Origin of the sequence: Kitasatospora sp. NPDC059599, assembly GCF_042735125.1 — a bacterium.
GTDB lineage: Bacteria > Actinomycetota > Actinomycetes > Streptomycetales > Streptomycetaceae > Kitasatospora.
The window spans coordinates 1-16,438 of sequence record NZ_JBHWCL010000198.1 but is presented as its reverse complement, the minus strand read 5'-3'; the positions used below and the strand labels follow the sequence as shown (position 1 = coordinate 16,438).

The following is a 16,438-nucleotide window of genomic DNA, read 5'->3' as shown; positions in this document are numbered from 1 at the left end:
GGTCGCCGGGTGGTTGACGGCGAAGTAGCCGAGTTCGCCGAGGCCGGCCACCAGCGGCACCAGCCGCCACGGGCTCGGCGGCTTCGGGGTGACCCGACGGGACACCCCGAGCGGCGAGATCACGACCCGGCGCAGCGCGAACCGGGCGGCGAGCGCGGCCGCCAGCGGCACGGCCAGTGCCACGCCGACCGCCTGCGCCGGGCTCAGGCTGACGTCCCCGGCGAAGAACCGGTCACCGGTGAACGGCACCTCGGCCACCACCGGCCGCAACGCGGCGTACGTGCCGAAGCCGAGCACCGTACCGACCACCGCCGCCACCGTGGACTCCACCGCCGAGATCACCGACACCTGGCCCGGTGTGGCCCCCACCAGCCGCATCGCCGCGTAGCGCTGCTCCCGGGTGGCGGCGGACAGCCGGGTGGCCGTGCCGATGAAGACCAGCACCGGGAAGATCAGCGCCCCGGCCACCACGGTGAGCACCAGCACCAGGGCGTCGTCGTGCACGCCCGCGCCGTAGCAGTCGTTGTCGCACACGGCGGGCAGCTCGGTGGCGACGGTCGTCACGGTGGTGGCCCGCGGCAGGGCCCTGACCTCGTCCACCGTGCGGCCCACGACCACCGCCAGGGTGTCCGGGGAGGGCAGCGCGTCGTCGCCGAGCGTTCCGGCCAGTCGGCCGGGGAAGCGGTCGCCGAGTTCGACGGCCGGCGTCGTGCCCAGCAGCTTCGCCAGGGCGGGCGAGGCGTAGTACTCGCCGGGGGGCGGCAACGCGCTCAGGCCGGGCGGGACGGGCGAGGTGGGCCCGGTGGCGGCGACCTCGGCGCGGAAGACGGCCCTCCCCCGGTAGTAGTCCATCCGGGCGCTCCACCAGAGCGGGTCCACCGGGGCGGCGACGGTCCCGCCCTTGACTCCGGTGTTCATCCAGAACTGCCGCTGGTTGGCGCGGTCGATCGCGTCGACGCTGGCCAAGGTCGACAGCAGCAGCCCGACGCCGATCGCCACGGCCGCCACGATCGTCATCAGCCGGGCCACCGCCTCCCGGCCGCCGCTGACGGCCAGCCGGAGCGAGAAGGCGATCACGGGGCCACCGGTCCGGCGGTGAGGCTACGGGCCCGCCCGTCGCGGACGATCGCCTCGCGGTCGGCATAGGCGGCGACCCGGGGCTCGTGGGTGACCAGGACGACGGTGGTGCCCTGCTCCTTGGCCGAGGTGACCATCAGCTCCATCACCTGTTCGCCGGTCAGCGAGTCCAACGCGCCGGTCGGCTCGTCGGCGAAGAGCACCCGGGGGCGGGCCACCAGGCCACGCGCCAGCGCGACGCGCTGGGCCTGACCACCCGACAGCTCGCCGGAGCGGCGGCCTTCCATTCCGTCCAGGCCGAGGCGGGCGAACCAGGGGCGGGCCTCGGCCAGGGCGGAGGACCGTCGTACGCCGTTCAGCAGCAGCGGCAGGGCGACGTTCTCCTCGGCCGTCAACTCCGGTACCAGCTGGCCGAACTGGAACACGAAGCCGAAGGTGTCCCGGCGCAGGGCGCTGCGCCGGGCCTCGGACAGGGTGTCCAGCCGCTGCCCGTCGAACAGCACTTCGCCCGAGTCGGGCACCAGGATGCCGGCCAGGCAGTGGAGTAACGTCGACTTGCCCGAGCCACTGGGGCCCATGACGGCGAGCACCTCCCCCGCCTGGACGGACAGGCTCGCACCGCGCAGCGCGGGCGTCTCGCCGAACGAGAGGGTGACGTCCCGGGCCTCGATCACGGCGGTCATGCCCGCACCTCCGCGGCGAGCGCGTCGAGGCGGGCGGTGGTGAGGTCGATCCAGCGCAGGTCGGCCTCCAGGTGGAACAGGCCGTGGTCGGCGAGCAGGGCGTCCACCAGGGCGCCGGTGCGCCGCAGTTCGGTGAGTTCGCGCATCCGGCGCAGGTGGGCGGCGCGCTGGGCGTCCAGGTACTGCTCGGCGTCGCGGCCCAGCATCAGGGCCAGCACCACCTTGGTGAACAGCACGGACTGCAGGTTGGGTTCGGGTGCGACGGGCTCCCGGAGCCAGTCCTCGAACTCGGTCGCCCCCGTGTCGGTGATGACGTACCGCTTGCGTTCGGGCCCGTCGCCGGGCTCCGCCTCACCGGCCACCACCTTGCCGTCGCGGGCCAACCGGCCGAGGGTCGCGTAGACCTGGCCGTACGGGAGGGGCTTGCCGCGGCCGAAGAGGGCGTCGTAGTCGCGCTTGAGGTCGTAGCCGTGGCTCGGCTCCCGCTCCAGCAGCCCCAGCAGGGTCAAAGGAACACTCATGGGAGGACCATACACCCGACGTATACTCCGAGTGTATACATGGCGAGAAGAATGCTCCGACCTGGAAGGACGCCGACGTCGGGACGCGGGAAAGCAGGGGGCGGCCCCACGACCACCCCCTGCTCCGCCGTTCGGCCCGGCACCCCCACGGTCGAACCGGGCCACGGCCGCGCCCAGGCACGGGGGGCGCCGCCGGTACCCAGCCTGCCTTGCCCGGCCCGGCGCTGCCGAGGGCCGAACGTCCCGGCGGCGGGGCCGAGCGGCACTGGCGGGACGCCCCACGGGCGTGGCGGTGCTACGAACGCGCACGACTCTTGTGCGCGGAGGGGCCCGGGGTGGAAATTGGTGGCGAACCTCCTTTCGCCCCAGCACCCCTGAGGAGCCGTCAACGTGTCCAGCGCACCCCGCCCCACACGGCCCGCGTCGCTCCCGCGGCGAACCGGCCGTCAGCTGCGGCGGGCCCTCGGCGCCCGGCACGAACCGCTGGTCCGTCCGCTCGACCGCTCCCGGGCCCGGGCCTGGCTGCTCGCCGCGTTCGGCGCGGTGCTCACCGTCGCCCTCTCGGTGGTCGGCGCACTGCTGCTCTACCGGGGTGCGGCGCCCCAGGCCGCCGCCGAACGCACACGGCTGCAGCGGGTCGACGCCGTGGTGCGCGGCGTCCCCGACCGCGGCGCCGCCACCGGCGGGCGCTTCGCCGGGGGCTACCGGAACCGGACCGACGTCGACGTCGCGTGGACCGCCCCCGACGGCACCCCGCGCTCCGGCATCGTCCAGGCCCCGGACGCGGCCACCGCCGGTGGCCGCGTCCCGATCTGGATCGACCGGGCCGGCAACGCCTCCGCTCCCCCGGTCGACCGCGCCGCCCTCGCCGTCTCCGCCGCCTGCACCGGCATCGGCACCCTCCTCACCCTGCTCGCCCTCGTCGTGCTCGTGCTGCGACTGCGCCTGCACGCCCTCGACCGCCGCGCCGAGAGCGCCTGGGCCGACGCCTGGGCCCGCCTCGAACCCCGCTGGAGCGGCCGCGCCGGTCAGCGCACCGAGGACTGACCACGGGCCACGGGGCCGGGCGGCTCCGCGGGGGCCGGGCTGTTCGGCGGGGCCGGACGCCTCGGCGAGGGCCGGGCTGTTCAGCGGGGCCGGGTCCAGGCCGGGGCGGGGGTGGGCCGGGCGGCCCGGTGGACGAGGGCGGCCACGGCGAGGAGGAGGGCGAGGGCCAGGCCGAGGGCGGTCGGGACGTTCGCGTGGAGGACGAGGAGGGCGCCGAGCAGGGCACCCGCGAACATCCAGCCGGCGGAGGCGAGTCGGCGCAGGCCGGTGCGGTCGGCGGCGAGGGCGGTGATGGTCATGGTGAGCACGGTGGTGGTGAGGTCGGGGACCTTGAGTGCGCGGACCACCGCGTTCTGGCCGCCCATGGCGAAGCCGAGCAGTCCGATCAGGGTGTAGCGGACCGGGTCGGCGGTGTGGCCGACGACCGCCGCCAGGACGGTGCTCACCGCGAGGAGCCCGGACTGGACGCCGACGGCGGTGGCCAGCAAGCGGCCGCGGTGGCCGGGCAGGCGGCGGGCGAGGTGGCCGCCCGTCAGGGCGCCGAGGAGGAAGGCCGCGAGCGCCGCGAGGGAGGCGGTGGCGGAGAGGTTGGGCGCGCCGGCCAGGGCGAAGCCGAGGAAGACCACGTTCCCGGTCATGTTGGCGACGAAGACGTGGCCCAGTTCGAGGTAGCTGACGGCGTCCACCACTCCGGTGACCACGGTCAGGACCAGCAGCATCGGCACCAGCGGCCCGTGCTCGGGATCGGGGTCGGGGGTCAGCATCGGGCCTCCCAGGCGGTTCGTGTGACGGTCCTTCCGTTCTACTCCCTCAGGCGAGCGCCGGGCCGCCCGGGTCGTCCGGCTCCTCGTCCGGTTCCTCGTCCAGGTACCAGTGCAGGTCACGCACCCCCGGCTCCGACGACAGCCGGCTGACGACCTGTTCGAGTGCCGGGGCGGTGGTCGGGGCGCGCACGACGGCACCTCCTTCACGGGGTCGGGGTACCGGCGGGTCGGTCGCCCCGGGGCGGTCCGGACGATCTTGATGATGGCCATCGCCGCCACCGCGGCCGGGGAGGCGCGCAGGACGCCTCCGTCGGCCCTGCCGGGCTTCCGACCATTGCTCGACAGCTTTGTAGAAGTTTGACCGGACCCGACCCGGCCTTGGATACTCGTCTCCGGCATATATAGTTCACCGACATATGCAGTTGAGCAGCCCACGAGGGGGAAGTGTGTCCCACACCGATCCGACCCGGCCCGCGCCCGTCCTGCGCCTGGCCTCCGTCACCCGGGTGCACGGGCGGGGCGCCGCCGAGGTGCACGCCCTGCGCGGCATCGACCTGGCCGTCCACCCCGGCGAGTTCGTCGCCGTCATGGGGCCGTCCGGCTCCGGGAAGTCCACCCTGCTGACCCTGGCCGGCGGACTGGACCAGCCCAGCGGCGGCGAGGTGCTGGTGGAGGGCGTCCCGCTCGGCGGCCTCCGCCGCGGCAGGCTCGCCGATCTGCGGCGACGCTCCATCGGGTACGTCTTCCAGGACTACAACCTGATCCCGGCGCTCACCGCCGCCGAGAACATCGCCCTGCCCCGCGAACTCGACGGCGTCCCGGGACGCCGGGCCCGCCGGGAGGCACTGGCCGCCCTGGAGGAACTGGGCATCGGCGAACTCGCCGACCGCTTCCCCGACGACATGTCCGGCGGCCAGCAGCAGCGCGTCGCGATCGCCCGCGCCCTGATCGGCGAACGCCGGCTGGTGCTCGCCGACGAACCCACCGGCGCCCTCGACTCCGCCACCGGTGAGGCCGTGCTCGGCGTGCTGCGCGCCCGCTGCGACGCCGGCGCCGCCGCGATGATGGTCACCCACGAGGCCGCGCACGCCGGCTGGGCGGACCGGATCGTCCACCTGCGGGACGGCGCGATCGCCTCGGAGAGCCCCGGCTACCGCTCCGCGACGTGCCCGGCCGCCGTCCACCGGCCCGGCGGCACCGAGGAGATGACGTGGTGAGGCTCGGAGCCTGGCGGGTCGCCCTGCGCATCGCCCGCCGCGACGCCCTGCGCGCCAAGGGCCGCAGCGCCCTGATCGTCGCCATGATCGCCCTGCCCGTCCTCGGCGTCACCGGCGCCGACGTGGTCCACCGCAGCGGGCAGCTCAGCCCCGCCGAGCGGGTCGAGCGGGTGGTCGGCGGGGCGGACGCCCTGGTCACCGCCCTCGACCCGGGCCGCACCGTCGAACAGGCCCCGGTCGCCGAGGACGGCGCCTTCGCCGTCCAGCCCCGCCCGGGGGAACAGCCCACCGCCGAGCAGCTGAAGGGCGCCGGCACCGATCCGGTCACCCTGGTCGGCGCGCTGCTGCCCCCCGGCAGCGCGCTCACCCCGGCCCGGCCGGGGCCGGAGACCGGCGCGACCTCGCCCGAGGGTCTCGTCCGCACCCTCACCACCGAGGCGAACCTCGCCGACCCGATCTGGCGCGGCCGGATCGACCTGGTCGAGGGCCGCGCCCCGAGCGCCCCGCACGAAGTGGCCGTCACCCGGGCCTTCCTGGACCACTCCGGGCTCAAGCCCGGCGGCACCACCACCGTCCAGGGGCTGGAGCGGACCACCTACACCATCACCGGCGTCGTGGAACACCCGGACGAGCTCGGCCGGGTCGAACTCGTCGCCCGCCCCGGAGAGTTGCTGGACCAGCTGATCGCCGCCCAGAGCGCCGACCGGCCGGCCGCCGGGAAGGGGCCGGCCGAACGCGGCGCGTGGCTGGTGCGGCTGCCGTCCGGGACGGCGCTCGACTGGGCCGAGGTCCAGCGGTTCAACGCCCACGGCTACACGCTCACCGCGCGCTCGGTGGCGCTCGCCCCGCCGCCGGCACGGGCCGTCCCCTACTACCGCGACGCGTTCCGCCTCGGCGACCAGGCCACCGGCAAGAACACCGAGGTCGTTGTCGCCACCGTCACCGGCATGGCACTGCTGGAGGTCGCCCTCCTCGCCGGGCCCGCGTTCGCGGTCGGCGCCCGCCGCTCGCGCCGCCAGCTCGCCCTGCTCGGCGCAGCCGGCGGCCGCCGCACCCACGTCGGCGCGGTCGTCCTCGGCGGCGGCCTCGTCCTCGGCGCGGTCGGGGCGGTGGCCGGCGTGGCGCTCGGCACCGGACTCGTCGCCGCGCTCCGGCCGCAGATCGAACGGGTCGGCGGCACGCGCTTCGGACACTTCGCCCTGCCCCCGCTGGACCTCCTGGCGATCGCCGGAATCGGCCTGGTCACCGCCCTGCTCGCGGCCGCGCTGCCCGCCGTCCAGGCCGCCCGCCGCAGCGTCACCGCCGGCCTCACCGGCCGGGACACCGTCCGCGGCCCCAGCCGCTGGGTCACCGTCGGCGGCGTGCTGCTGGTCGCCGCCGGCGCCGTCCTCGCGATGTACGGCGCGGGCGCCGTGCAGCGCGACCAGCCGGGCATCGGCGGCTACGACACCCGGACGCTCACCGTGCTCGGCGGCTCGGTGACCGCCGAACTCGGACTGCTGCTCTGCACCCCGATGCTGGTCGCCCTGGTCGGCCGCGCCGCCGGCCGGCTCCCGCTCGGGCCCCGGCTCGCGCTGCGCGACTCCGCCCGGCACCGCTCGCGCACCGCCCCCGCGGTCGCCGCGGTGATGGCCGCCGTCGCGGGCGCCGTCGCCATCGGCGTCTACACCACCAGCACCGACGCCGAGAACCGGCGCGACTACCGGCCGCAGGCCCCGTACGGCGCCGTCCAGCTCACCAGCCACGTCGACGGGCCCCGGCTCGACCGGCTGCGCGGCGAACTGGAGAAGCAGCTGACCGGTCTCGGCCCGCGCGGGGACCTCGCCGAGGTCCAGTACCGCTTCTGCGACAACTGTTCCAGCGTCGTCCAGCTGAAGGGCCCGGTGAACCTGCGCGGCCTCGGTGCCCCACCGCACCTGGCCGCCGGTGACGCCACCGTGCTGCACAACCTCTTCGCCGTCCACGACCCGGCCGTCGAGCAGGCGCTGGCCGCAGGCAAGCTGCTGGTCTTCGACAAGTCCCTGGTGGGCGCCGACGGCAAGGCCGTGATGATGCTGCGCGGCGGCAGCGGCACCGTGCAGCCGGGCGAGGTCCCCAAGCCCGACCTCCAGGAGGTACCGGTCGACGCCGTCCTGGTCGACAACCCGGCCGCCGCCGGCTTCGCCCAGGGCCTGGTGCTGCCCTCCGTGCTGCCGCGCCTCGGGCTCTCCGCCCAGCCGACCGGCTCGGTCTGGCTGCCCGCCACCCCGCCCGACCGCAAGTCGCAGCAGCGCGCCGAGGCGGCCGCGGTCCGGCTGGACCGGATGGCCGAACTGACCATCGAGCGCGGCTTCCAGCCGAAGAGCGACGCACTCACGCTGGCGCTCACCGGATTCGCCGCGCTGGTCGTGCTCGGCGCGGCCGGGATCGCCACCGGCCTCGCGGCCGCCGACTCCCGGCAGGACCAGGCGACCCTCGCCGCCGTCGGCGCACCGCCGCGGATCCGCCGCACCATGGCGGGCCTCCAGTGCGCGCTGATCGCGCTGCTGGGGGCGCTGCTCGGGGCGGCCAACGGATTCGTGCCGGCGGTGGGGCTGCTGAAGTCCCGGGCGAGCGGGTTCGGCGCCAAGCCGGCGCTGATCACCGCGCCCTGGGTCGAGTTGCTGGTGGTGGTGCTGGTGCTGCCGGTGGTGGCCGGGCTGCTCGCCGCGCTGTTCACCAAGTCCCGCATCCCGCTGGGACGACGGCTGTCCTGACCGCCGCCCCGCGGCCCCGACCGGTCACCGCCGCCCGCGGTGGCCGGTCGACCCCGGACACCGGTCGGGCCCCGGGCCGTCGAGCGCCGGGCCGTCGAGCACCGACCGATCGGCTCCGGGCATCGACCGGACCATGGTCGACACCGACCGACACCGCTCGGACACGATCCGGGCACCACCCGGACACGACCCGGAACGCGCCGGGCGCCCTCCCCTGCCGGCCGGGGACGGGCGCCCGGCGCTCGCCGTACCATGGGCCGCGTTCCGGCGGGCGAAGGGCGCCGGCGGTGGGCTCGGCGAGGGAGACAGGGCGGTGCTACGCGGGTTCGGCGACCTGGAGGCCGAGATCATGGACCGGCTCTGGTCCTGGGGCCGGCCGGCCACGGTGCGCGAGGTCGTGGACGACCTGCAACAGCAGCGGGCCGTCGCGTACACCACCGTCACCACCGTCGCCGACATCCTGCACACCAAGGGCTGGCTGCGTCGCGACAAGGTCGGCCGCGCCTGGGTGTACGAGCCGACCTGCACCCGCGAGGAGTACACCGCCCGGCTGATGCACCAGGCTCTGGAGACCACCTCCGACCGGGCCGGCGCGCTGCTCCGCTTCGTCGACCGGATCAGCGGCGACGAAGCCTCCGCCCTGCTCTCGGCGCTCGCCCAGGTGAAGTCCCGGGACCCCGAGTGACCCTCGCACTGCTGGGCCTGTACCTGGCGGTGACCGGCGTCCTGCTGCCCCGCCGGCTGGCCGGCTCCGCCCGGCTCCAGGCCCGTCCACTGGCCGGCGCGGTGCTCTGGCTCGCGCTGATGGCCTCCTTCACGGTGGCCCTGCTGCTCGCCGCGCACCACGCGCTGGAGTCCTTCGCCCACGAGCCGGCCGGGTTGCTCGGCCTGCTCCCCCACGCCGAGCCGCCCGGCGCCGTCCTCCCGCACACCCACGACTGGTGGCTGCTGGCCGCCGCCGGGGCGGTGGTCGCCGCCCTGGTGACCACCGTCGGCGTCCGCACCGGACGGGCCCGTCGGCGGCACCGGGCGCTGCTGGACGTGGTCGCCGTACCCGACCGGCGCTGGGGCGCGCTGGTGCTGGATCACCCGCACCCCACCGTCTACTGCCTGCCCGGGCGCCGTTCCCGGGTCGTGCTGTCGCGCGGGGCGCTGCGGCTGCTGGACGAGCGGCAGGTCGCCGCGGCCGTCGCGCACGAGCACGGACACCTCCGGGGCCGCCACCACCTGCTCCGGCTGCCGGCGGACACCTTCGCACTGCTCCTCGGGCGGCTGCCGCTGGCCCGGCTGGGGTGCTCCGAGGTCGCGCTGCTGCTGGAGATGGCGGCGGACGACGCGGCGCTGGCCCAGGTGTCGCGGGGTGAGCTGGCTTCGGCGCTCTGTGCGTTGGCGACCGCCGGAGTTGCGGTCCCGGACGGCGGGGCGCTCGGGGTGGCCGCCACCGGGGTGCTGGCCAGGGTCCGGCGGCTGGCCCGCCCCGGCGGCGGCCGGCGAAGGCTCGCCCGGCGGCTCGGGGTGGCGGCACTGCCGGTGCTACCGGTGCTGCCGTACCTGCTGGCCTGCGCACCGCACCCGTGACGGGCGCGGGCCGGGCGCGGTGCGCCCGGGCCGGTCGGTAGGCCGTCCGCCCGGAAACGGCGTCGGCCCGCCCCCGCCGGAGAGGGAGCGGGCCGTCGGGTCCGCGGTCAGGCCGGGCGGACGGCGCCCATGTAGGGCATCACCGCGATCGGCAGCACCTCGATGTTCTTGCCGGTGCGCGGCGCGTGGATCATCTTGCCGTCGCCGATGTACAGCCCGACGTGGTGCAGGTCGTCGTAGAAGAAGACCAGGTCGCCGGGCTGGAGGTTGGCCCGGTCGATGTGCGGGCCGAACTTCCACTGGTCCTGGGACATCCGGGGGATCGTGACGCCCGCCGCCCGGTAGGCCATGCTGGTGAGGCCGGAGCAGTCGAAACTGTCGGGACCGGTCCTGCTCCAGCCGTAGGGCTTGCCGAGCTGGGCCTGGGCGAACGCGATGATGGAGGCGGCCCGGCCGCTCGCGGGCGGCGCCGGGGTGCTCATGTCGGGGCGGTCGGCGGATCGGGAGGCGCGGTCCGCCGCCCCTGCGGCGGCTGCCTGCTTGGCCTCGGCCTTGGCCTTCTCGGCGGACTGCTGGGCGTTGATCTTGGCCCGGTCCTCGGCGCTGAGCTTGTTCAGCATGTCCTGCGCCTTGGACAGCTTGGTCTGGATGTCGTTCTTCTGCTCCGCCAGCTGCTTGCCGACCGTGTCGAGCTCGGCGAGCGTCGCGGTGGCCTCGGCGCGGTCCTGGTCGAGCTTGCGCTGCTCGTCCTGGGCCTGCTTCAGCAGGCTCGCCTGGGAGTCGGCGACCTGGTTCTGCACCGCGGCGCGCTCCAGGTACGCGGCCGGGTCGGAGTCGAGCATCAGCTGGACCGACGTGTCGATGCCGTTGTTGCGGTACTGGTCGGCGGCGACCGAACCGAGCCGGGTGCGCAGCTCGTTCATGGTCTCCTGGCCGCGCACCACCTTCTCCTGGATCTGGTTGGCGTCGCTCTGGAGCTTCTGCTGCTTGGCCTGGAAGCCGTTGTAGCGCTCGATCGCCTGCTCGGCCTGCTCGTTGAGGTTGTCCACCTGCTCCTTGACGGAGGCGAGGGTCGGCGCGGGTTCGGCGTGGGCGGTGCCCGAGGCGAGGACCGCGCCGCCGGCCGCCATGGCCGTGGTGAGGACCGCCATGCGGGCCCGACCGGGGGGACTGGGCTTGCGGCGCTTTCCCATGGGCGGTCGGCTCTCCTTCGGGGGAATCTCGGCCGGAACGGACGGGCCGGGGGCGGCGAAGGCAGGCAGGACGAGCAACGGGGGGATGTCACCCCGCCCACCTTCTTCGAAGTAACTTAATAGATGAGGGCCCGGGTTCCGCAATCCCCCTGATCATGACGTTTCGGTGCCATGACGGGACATCGATCGCGTTCCGTGCCATCGGTGTTGACTACGGACGCGGCCCTGCCGCCGGTTCAGCCACCGACGCCGACGCCACGCCGCCCCGACGGGACGGCCTGCCGCAGCCCGCCCGAGCGGACCCCGCTCCCCTTGGCACCGCCCGCCCCACGAAGTGCACGAGAACCCGCCAAATCGAGGGAAAGGTCACACGCGCCGCCCCTCCTGCCGCTATGCGAACGGGCGCTAACCTGCGCACATGAAGGTCCCGCCCGATGGGCTCCCCCTCGCCGCCGAGTTCCCGGCTGCGCACCGAGAGCAGTGGCAGCAGCTCGTCCAGGGCGTGCTGCGCAAGTCCGGTGCCCAGCCCGAGGACGGCGCCGCCGCCGAGCAGGCACTCACCACCGAGCTCCAGGACGGGCTCGGCGCACGCCCGCTCTACACCGCCGAGGACACCGCAGCCGACCCCGGCTACCCGGGCTTCCCTCCGTTCGTCCGCGGCGGGCGGCCGCAGGGCTCGGCCGTCTCCGGGTGGGACGTCCGGCAGCGGCACGCCGACCGGGACCGGCGGCGCACCAACGAGGCCGTGCTCGCCGACCTGGAGAACGGCGTCGGCTCGCTCTGGCTGGAACTGGGCGGCGAGGCCCTTCCGCTGGACGCCCTGCCCGAGGCGCTGACCGGGGTGTACCTCGACCTGGCCGCCGTGGCGCTCGACGCCGGACCCGATTTCACCGCCGCCGCCGAGCAGTTGTTCGCGCTGTACGAGCAGCGCGAGGTCTCCCCCGCCGCCGCCTCCGGCAACCTCGGCGCCGACCCGCTCGGCCTGCAGGCCCGCACCGGCGACACCGCGCGCACCCACGGGCTGGTCGCCGAGGCCGCCGCGCTGGCCGCGCGCTGCGCGGCCGGCTACCCGGGCGTCCGGGCCCTCACCGTCGACGCCCTGCCGTACCACGAGGCCGGCGCCTCCCCGGCCCAGGAGCTGGGCTGCTCGCTCGCCACCGGCGTCGCCTACCTGCGCGCGCTGACCGCGGCCGGACTGTCGGTGGACGACGCGCTCGGCCAGCTGGAGTTCCGCTACGCGGCGGACGCCGACCAGTTCCTGACGATCGCCAAGTTCCGTGCCGCGCGCCGCCTCTGGGCGCGGGTCGCCGAGGTCTCCGGGGCGTCCGCCGAGGCCTCGGCGCAGCGTCAGCACGCCGTCACCTCCCGGGTGATGATGACCGCCCGCGACCCGTGGGTGAACATGCTGCGCACCACCATCGCCTGCCTGGCCGCCGGGGTCGGCGGCGCCGACGCCGTCACCGTGCTGCCCTTCGACACCGCGCTCGGCCAGCCGGACGCCTTCGCCCGCCGGATCGCCCGCAACACCCAGTCGATCCTGCTGGAGGAGTCCCACCTGGCCCGGGTGATCGACCCGGCCGGCGGCTCCTGGTACGTCGAGCAGCTGGGCGAGGAACTGGCCCGGGCGGCTTGGGCCTGGTTCCAGGAGATCGAGCGGGCCGGCGGGCAGCAGGCCGCGCTCGGCTCGGGGCTGGTCGGCGAGCGGCTCGCCGCGACCTGGGCGGAGCGCTCGGTCAAGCTCGCCAAGCGGCGCGAACCGATCACCGGCGTCAGCGAGTTCCCGCACCTGGACGAGCAGCCGCTGGTCCGCGAGCCGGCCCCGGCCGCGCTCTCCGGCGGCCTGCCGCGGGTGCGCCGCGCCGAGGCGTACGAGGCCCTGCGGGACCGCTCGGACGCGGCGCTCGCCGCCACCGGCGAGCGGCCGAAGCTGTTCCTGGCCTCGATCGGGTCCGCCTCCGCACACACCGCGCGCACCACCTTCGCGGCCAACCTGTTCCAGGCCGGCGGCATCGCGACGACCTCCCTGGAGTCCGTGGACCCGGCCGCGTTCGCCGAGGCGTTCACCGCCTCCGGCGCCGGCGTCGCCTGTCTCTGCTCCAGCGACGCCCTGTACGGCGAGCACGCCGCACCGGTCGCCGCTGCCCTGCGGGCGGCCGGTGCCACGAAGGTGCTGCTGGCCGGGCGCCCCGGTGAAGTGCCGGACGGCGTGGACGAGTTCATCTACGCGGGCGGGGACGCGGTCGCCGTCCTGACCTCCCTGCTGGACCTGATCGGAGTGGCCCGATGATCCCTGACTTCACCGGAATCGGGCTGGACGGCGACGCCGCCGCGGACGCCACCGACGAGCGCTGGCAGGCCGCCTGGCGGCAGTCCACCGGCAAGGACGTCGACGAGCTGGTCTGGGACACGCCCGAGGGCATCGGCGTCAAGCCGCTGTACACCGCGCAGGACCTGGCCGGGCTGGACTTCCTGGAGACCTACCCGGGCATCGCCCCGTACCTGCGCGGGCCGTACCCGACCATGTACGTCAACCAGCCGTGGACCGTCCGGCAGTACGCGGGCTTCTCCACCGCCGAGGAGTCCAACGCCTTCTACCGCCGCAACCTCGCGGCCGGCCAGAAGGGCCTCTCGGTCGCCTTCGACCTGCCGACCCACCGCGGCTACGACAGCGACCACCCGCGCGTCACCGGCGACGTCGGCATGGCGGGCGTCGCCATCGACTCGATCTACGACATGCGCCAGCTGTTCGACGGCATCCCGCTCGACCGGATGTCGGTGTCGATGACCATGAACGGCGCCGTGCTGCCCGTCCTGGCGCTGTACATCGTCGCCGCCGAGGAGCAGGGCGTACCGCCGGAGAAGCTGGCCGGGACCATCCAGAACGACATCCTCAAGGAGTTCATGGTCCGCAACACCTACATCTACCCGCCGCAGCCGTCGATGCGGATCATCTCGGACATCTTCGCGTACACCTCGCAGAAGATGCCCCGGTACAACTCGATCTCCATCTCCGGCTACCACATCCAGGAGGCCGGGGCCACCGCCGACCTGGAGCTCGCCTACACCCTGGCCGACGGGGTGGAGTACCTGCGCGCGGGCCTGGACGTGGGGCTCGACGTGGACGCTTTCGCGCCCCGGCTGTCGTTCTTCTGGGCGATCGGCATGAACTTCTTCATGGAGGTCGCCAAGCTGCGCGCGGCCCGGCTGCTCTGGGCCAAACTGGTCAAGCAGTTCGACCCGAAGAACCCCAAGTCGCTGTCGCTGCGCACCCATTCGCAGACCTCCGGCTGGTCGCTCACCGCGCAGGACGTGTTCAACAACGTCACCCGCACCTGCGTCGAGGCGATGGCCGCCACCCAGGGCCACACCCAGTCGCTGCACACCAACGCCCTGGACGAGGCACTCGCCCTGCCCACCGACTTCTCCGCGCGCATCGCCCGCAACACCCAGCTGCTGCTGCAGCAGGAGTCGGGCACCTGCCGGTCCATCGACCCGTGGGGCGGCTCGGCGTACGTCGAGAAGCTGACCAACGACCTGGCCGCGCGGGCCTGGCAGCACATCCAGGAGGTCGAGGCCGCCGGCGGCATGGCCAAGGCGATCGACGCCGGCATCCCCAAGATGCGCGTCGAGGAGGCCGCCGCCCGCACCCAGGCGCGCATCGACTCCGGCCGCCAGCCGGTGATCGGCGTCAACAAGTACCGGGTGGAGAGCGACGAGCAGATCGACGTGCTCAAGGTCGACAACTCCGCCGTGCGCGCCCGGCAGATCGAGAAGCTGCGCCGGCTGCGGGAGGAGCGCGACGAGGCCGTCACCCAGGCCGCGCTCGACGCGCTCACCCGGGCCGCCGAGGCCGGCCCGCAGCGCGGCGGCTCGCTGGACGGCAACCTGCTGCACCTGGCCGTCGCCGCGGCCCGCGCCAAGGCCACCGTCGGCGAGATCTCGGACGCCCTGGAGAAGGTGTACGGCCGCCACTCCGGCCAGATCCGTACCATCTCCGGTGTGTACCGAGACGAAGCGGGCCCGTCGGCATCCCTCCAGCGCACCCGCGACCTGGTCGAGCGGTTCGAGCGGGCCGAGGGCCGCCGGCCGCGCATCCTGGTCGCCAAGATGGGCCAGGACGGCCACGACCGCGGCCAGAAGGTGATCGCCACCGCCTTCGCCGACCTCGGGTTCACCGTGGACGTCGGCCCGCTGTTCCAGACCCCGGCCGAGGTCGCCCGTCAGGCCGTCGAGGCCGACGTCCACATCGTCGGCGTCTCCTCGCTGGCCGCCGGCCACCTCACCCTGGTGCCCGCGCTGCGCGCCGAGCTGGCCGCGGCGGGCCGCGAGGACATCACCATCGTCGTCGGCGGGGTCATTCCCCCGCAGGACTTCGACGCGCTCCACGCGGCGGGCGCGGCGGCGGTGTTCGGCCCGGGCACGGTCATCCCGGACGCCGCCCACGACCTGCTCACGGCCCTGGCCGCCGAACTCGGCCACGAGCTGTGAGCCGGGGTCGCTGAGGGATGCCACCGAGGACGATCGACCTCGACAGCTACGTGACGGGTGTCCTGGACGGCTCGCGTGCCTGGATCGCGCGCGCCGTCACCCTCGTCGAGTCCTCCCGGCCCGACCACCGCGCGCTGGCGCAGCAGTTGCTCCAGCGGCTGCTGCCGCACGCGGGCGGGGCGGTCCGGGTGGGCATCACCGGGGTGCCCGGTGTCGGCAAGTCGACCTTCATCGACTCCTTCGGCACCATGCTGACCGCGCTGGGCCACCGGGTCGCGGTCCTGGCCGTCGACCCGACCTCCAGCCGGACCGGCGGCTCCATCCTGGGCGACAAGACCCGGATGGAGCGCCTGGCCGTCGACCCGCAGGCCTTCGTCCGCCCCTCCCCGACCTCGGGGACCCTGGGCGGCGTCGCCAAGGCCACCCGCGAGTCGATGGTGGTGATGGAGGCGGCCGGCTACGACGTGGTGCTGATCGAGACGGTCGGCGTCGGCCAGTCCGAGACAGCCGTCGCCGGGATGGTGGACACCTTCCTCCTCCTCAGCCTCGCCCGGACGGGTGACCAGCTGCAGGGCATCAAGAAGGGCGTCCTGGAGCTCGCCGACGTCATCGCGATCAACAAGGCCGACGGCGCGCACGAGCGCGACGCCAAGGCCGCCGCCCGCGAACTCGCCGGCGCCCTGCGCCTGTTGCAGGCCCCCGACGCGGCCTGGAGCCCGCCGGTGCTCACCTGCAGCGGGCAGGAGAACGTCGGCCTCGACGTCCTGTGGGAGCGCCTGCAGCAGCACCGCAAGGTGCTCGACGCCACCGGCTCCCTGGCAGCCAAGCGCCGTGACCAGCAGGTGGAGTGGACCTGGGCCATGGTCCACGACCAGCTCTACGCCCGACTGCACGAACACCCCGAGGTCCAGCGCCTCGCCCCCGACCTGGAGGCCCGCGTCCGCGCCGGCACCCTGCCCGCGGGAGCGGCCGCCCAGCAGATCCTCGACGGCTTCTTCGGCGCCCCGTAGGCGGCGGCGCCGACCGTCCCGGGGCCGCGCCGCCGACCCTGCCGCGCACGGGGGAACGCCCCGGACCGCCCGACCGGTCCGGGGCGTTCCCGTCACCCTGCGTGGGGGGGGGGCGGGCGGGGGGC

14 protein-coding genes are annotated in these 16,438 nt (G+C 74.9%); 8 read left to right on the top strand and 6 right to left on the bottom strand.

The window, feature by feature from the left end:
- The 3 genes from ACFV04_RS39990 to ACFV04_RS39980 all read right to left on the bottom strand — a co-directional run.
- Nucleotides 1-1,077 (bottom strand): FtsX-like permease family protein (locus ACFV04_RS39990; RefSeq protein WP_380535973.1); only part of this gene is annotated, 1,077 nt, incomplete at its 3' end.
- A complete protein-coding gene (locus tag ACFV04_RS39985) occupies nucleotides 1,074-1,760 on the bottom strand; it encodes an ABC transporter ATP-binding protein (protein WP_380345837.1) in 687 nt (228 codons plus the stop codon). The genes ACFV04_RS39990 and ACFV04_RS39985, both read right to left, overlap by 4 nt.
- Nucleotides 1,757-2,281 (bottom strand): PadR family transcriptional regulator, encoded by a 525-nt coding sequence (locus ACFV04_RS39980; protein ID WP_360252298.1) that lies wholly within the window; start codon nucleotides 2,279-2,281, stop codon nucleotides 1,757-1,759. Before ACFV04_RS39980 ends, ACFV04_RS39985 begins: the two co-directional genes overlap by 4 nt.
- Before the next feature lie 390 nt (nucleotides 2,282-2,671).
- Here ACFV04_RS39980 and ACFV04_RS39975 point away from each other — a divergent pair, with 390 nt between their 5' ends.
- Entirely contained in the window at nucleotides 2,672-3,328 is a 657-nt protein-coding gene (locus tag ACFV04_RS39975) for a hypothetical protein (RefSeq protein ID WP_380535969.1), read from the top strand.
- Nucleotides 3,329-3,408: 80 nt separating this feature from the next.
- Here ACFV04_RS39975 and ACFV04_RS39970 read toward each other — a convergent pair whose 3' ends face one another.
- A complete protein-coding gene (locus tag ACFV04_RS39970) occupies nucleotides 3,409-4,092 on the bottom strand; it encodes a YoaK family protein (RefSeq protein ID WP_380345842.1) in 684 nt (227 codons plus the stop codon).
- A 46-nt stretch (nucleotides 4,093-4,138) separates the two neighbouring features.
- Entirely contained in the window at nucleotides 4,139-4,282 is a 144-nt protein-coding gene (locus ACFV04_RS39965; protein ID WP_380535967.1) for a hypothetical protein, read from the bottom strand.
- Between the two features lie 226 nt (nucleotides 4,283-4,508).
- Here ACFV04_RS39965 and ACFV04_RS39960 point away from each other — a divergent pair, with 226 nt between their 5' ends.
- The 4 genes from ACFV04_RS39960 (at nucleotide 4,509) to ACFV04_RS39945 (ending at nucleotide 9,622) form a co-directional block, all read left to right on the top strand.
- Nucleotides 4,509-5,309 carry an ABC transporter ATP-binding protein gene (locus ACFV04_RS39960; RefSeq protein WP_380345845.1) on the top strand — a complete coding sequence of 267 codons (801 nt, stop codon included), beginning with the start codon at nucleotides 4,509-4,511 and terminating at the stop codon, nucleotides 5,307-5,309.
- The gene (locus ACFV04_RS39955) at nucleotides 5,303-8,044 is read left to right on the top strand and encodes an FtsX-like permease family protein (protein WP_380535965.1); all 2,742 of its coding nucleotides are present in this window, start codon (nucleotides 5,303-5,305) and stop codon (nucleotides 8,042-8,044) included. Before ACFV04_RS39960 ends, ACFV04_RS39955 begins: the two co-directional genes overlap by 7 nt.
- A gap of 313 nt (nucleotides 8,045-8,357) precedes the next feature.
- A complete protein-coding gene (locus ACFV04_RS39950) occupies nucleotides 8,358-8,729 on the top strand; it encodes a BlaI/MecI/CopY family transcriptional regulator (protein WP_380345849.1) in 372 nt (123 codons plus the stop codon).
- Complete coding sequence (locus tag ACFV04_RS39945; protein ID WP_380535963.1) at nucleotides 8,726-9,622, top strand: M56 family metallopeptidase; 897 nt, start codon at nucleotides 8,726-8,728, stop codon at nucleotides 9,620-9,622. Before ACFV04_RS39950 ends, ACFV04_RS39945 begins: the two co-directional genes overlap by 4 nt.
- 107 nt (nucleotides 9,623-9,729) lie before the next feature.
- On the opposite strand, the gene ACFV04_RS39940 is transcribed toward ACFV04_RS39945, so the two are convergent.
- Entirely contained in the window at nucleotides 9,730-10,815 is a 1,086-nt protein-coding gene (locus tag ACFV04_RS39940; protein ID WP_380345853.1) for an NlpC/P60 family protein, read from the bottom strand.
- A 418-nt stretch (nucleotides 10,816-11,233) separates the two neighbouring features.
- On the opposite strand from ACFV04_RS39940, the gene mutA reads away from it, so the two are divergent.
- Genes mutA through meaB form a run of 3 tightly spaced genes read left to right on the top strand, consistent with a single transcriptional unit; the run spans nucleotide 11,234 to nucleotide 16,313 of the window.
- Nucleotides 11,234-13,102: a methylmalonyl-CoA mutase small subunit gene (gene mutA / locus ACFV04_RS39935; protein ID WP_380345855.1), complete on the top strand. Its 1,869-nt coding sequence runs from the start codon at nucleotides 11,234-11,236 to the stop codon at nucleotides 13,100-13,102.
- On the top strand, nucleotides 13,099-15,303 hold the full coding sequence (gene scpA / locus ACFV04_RS39930) for a methylmalonyl-CoA mutase (protein WP_380345857.1): 2,205 nt from the start codon (nucleotides 13,099-13,101) through the stop codon (nucleotides 15,301-15,303). Before mutA ends, scpA begins: the two co-directional genes overlap by 4 nt.
- Nucleotides 15,304-15,320: 17 nt before the next feature.
- Nucleotides 15,321-16,313, top strand: a complete 993-nt coding sequence (gene meaB / locus ACFV04_RS39925) for a methylmalonyl Co-A mutase-associated GTPase MeaB (RefSeq protein ID WP_380345858.1) — start codon at nucleotides 15,321-15,323, stop codon at nucleotides 16,311-16,313.
- The last annotated feature ends 125 nt before the right edge of the window (nucleotides 16,314-16,438 follow it).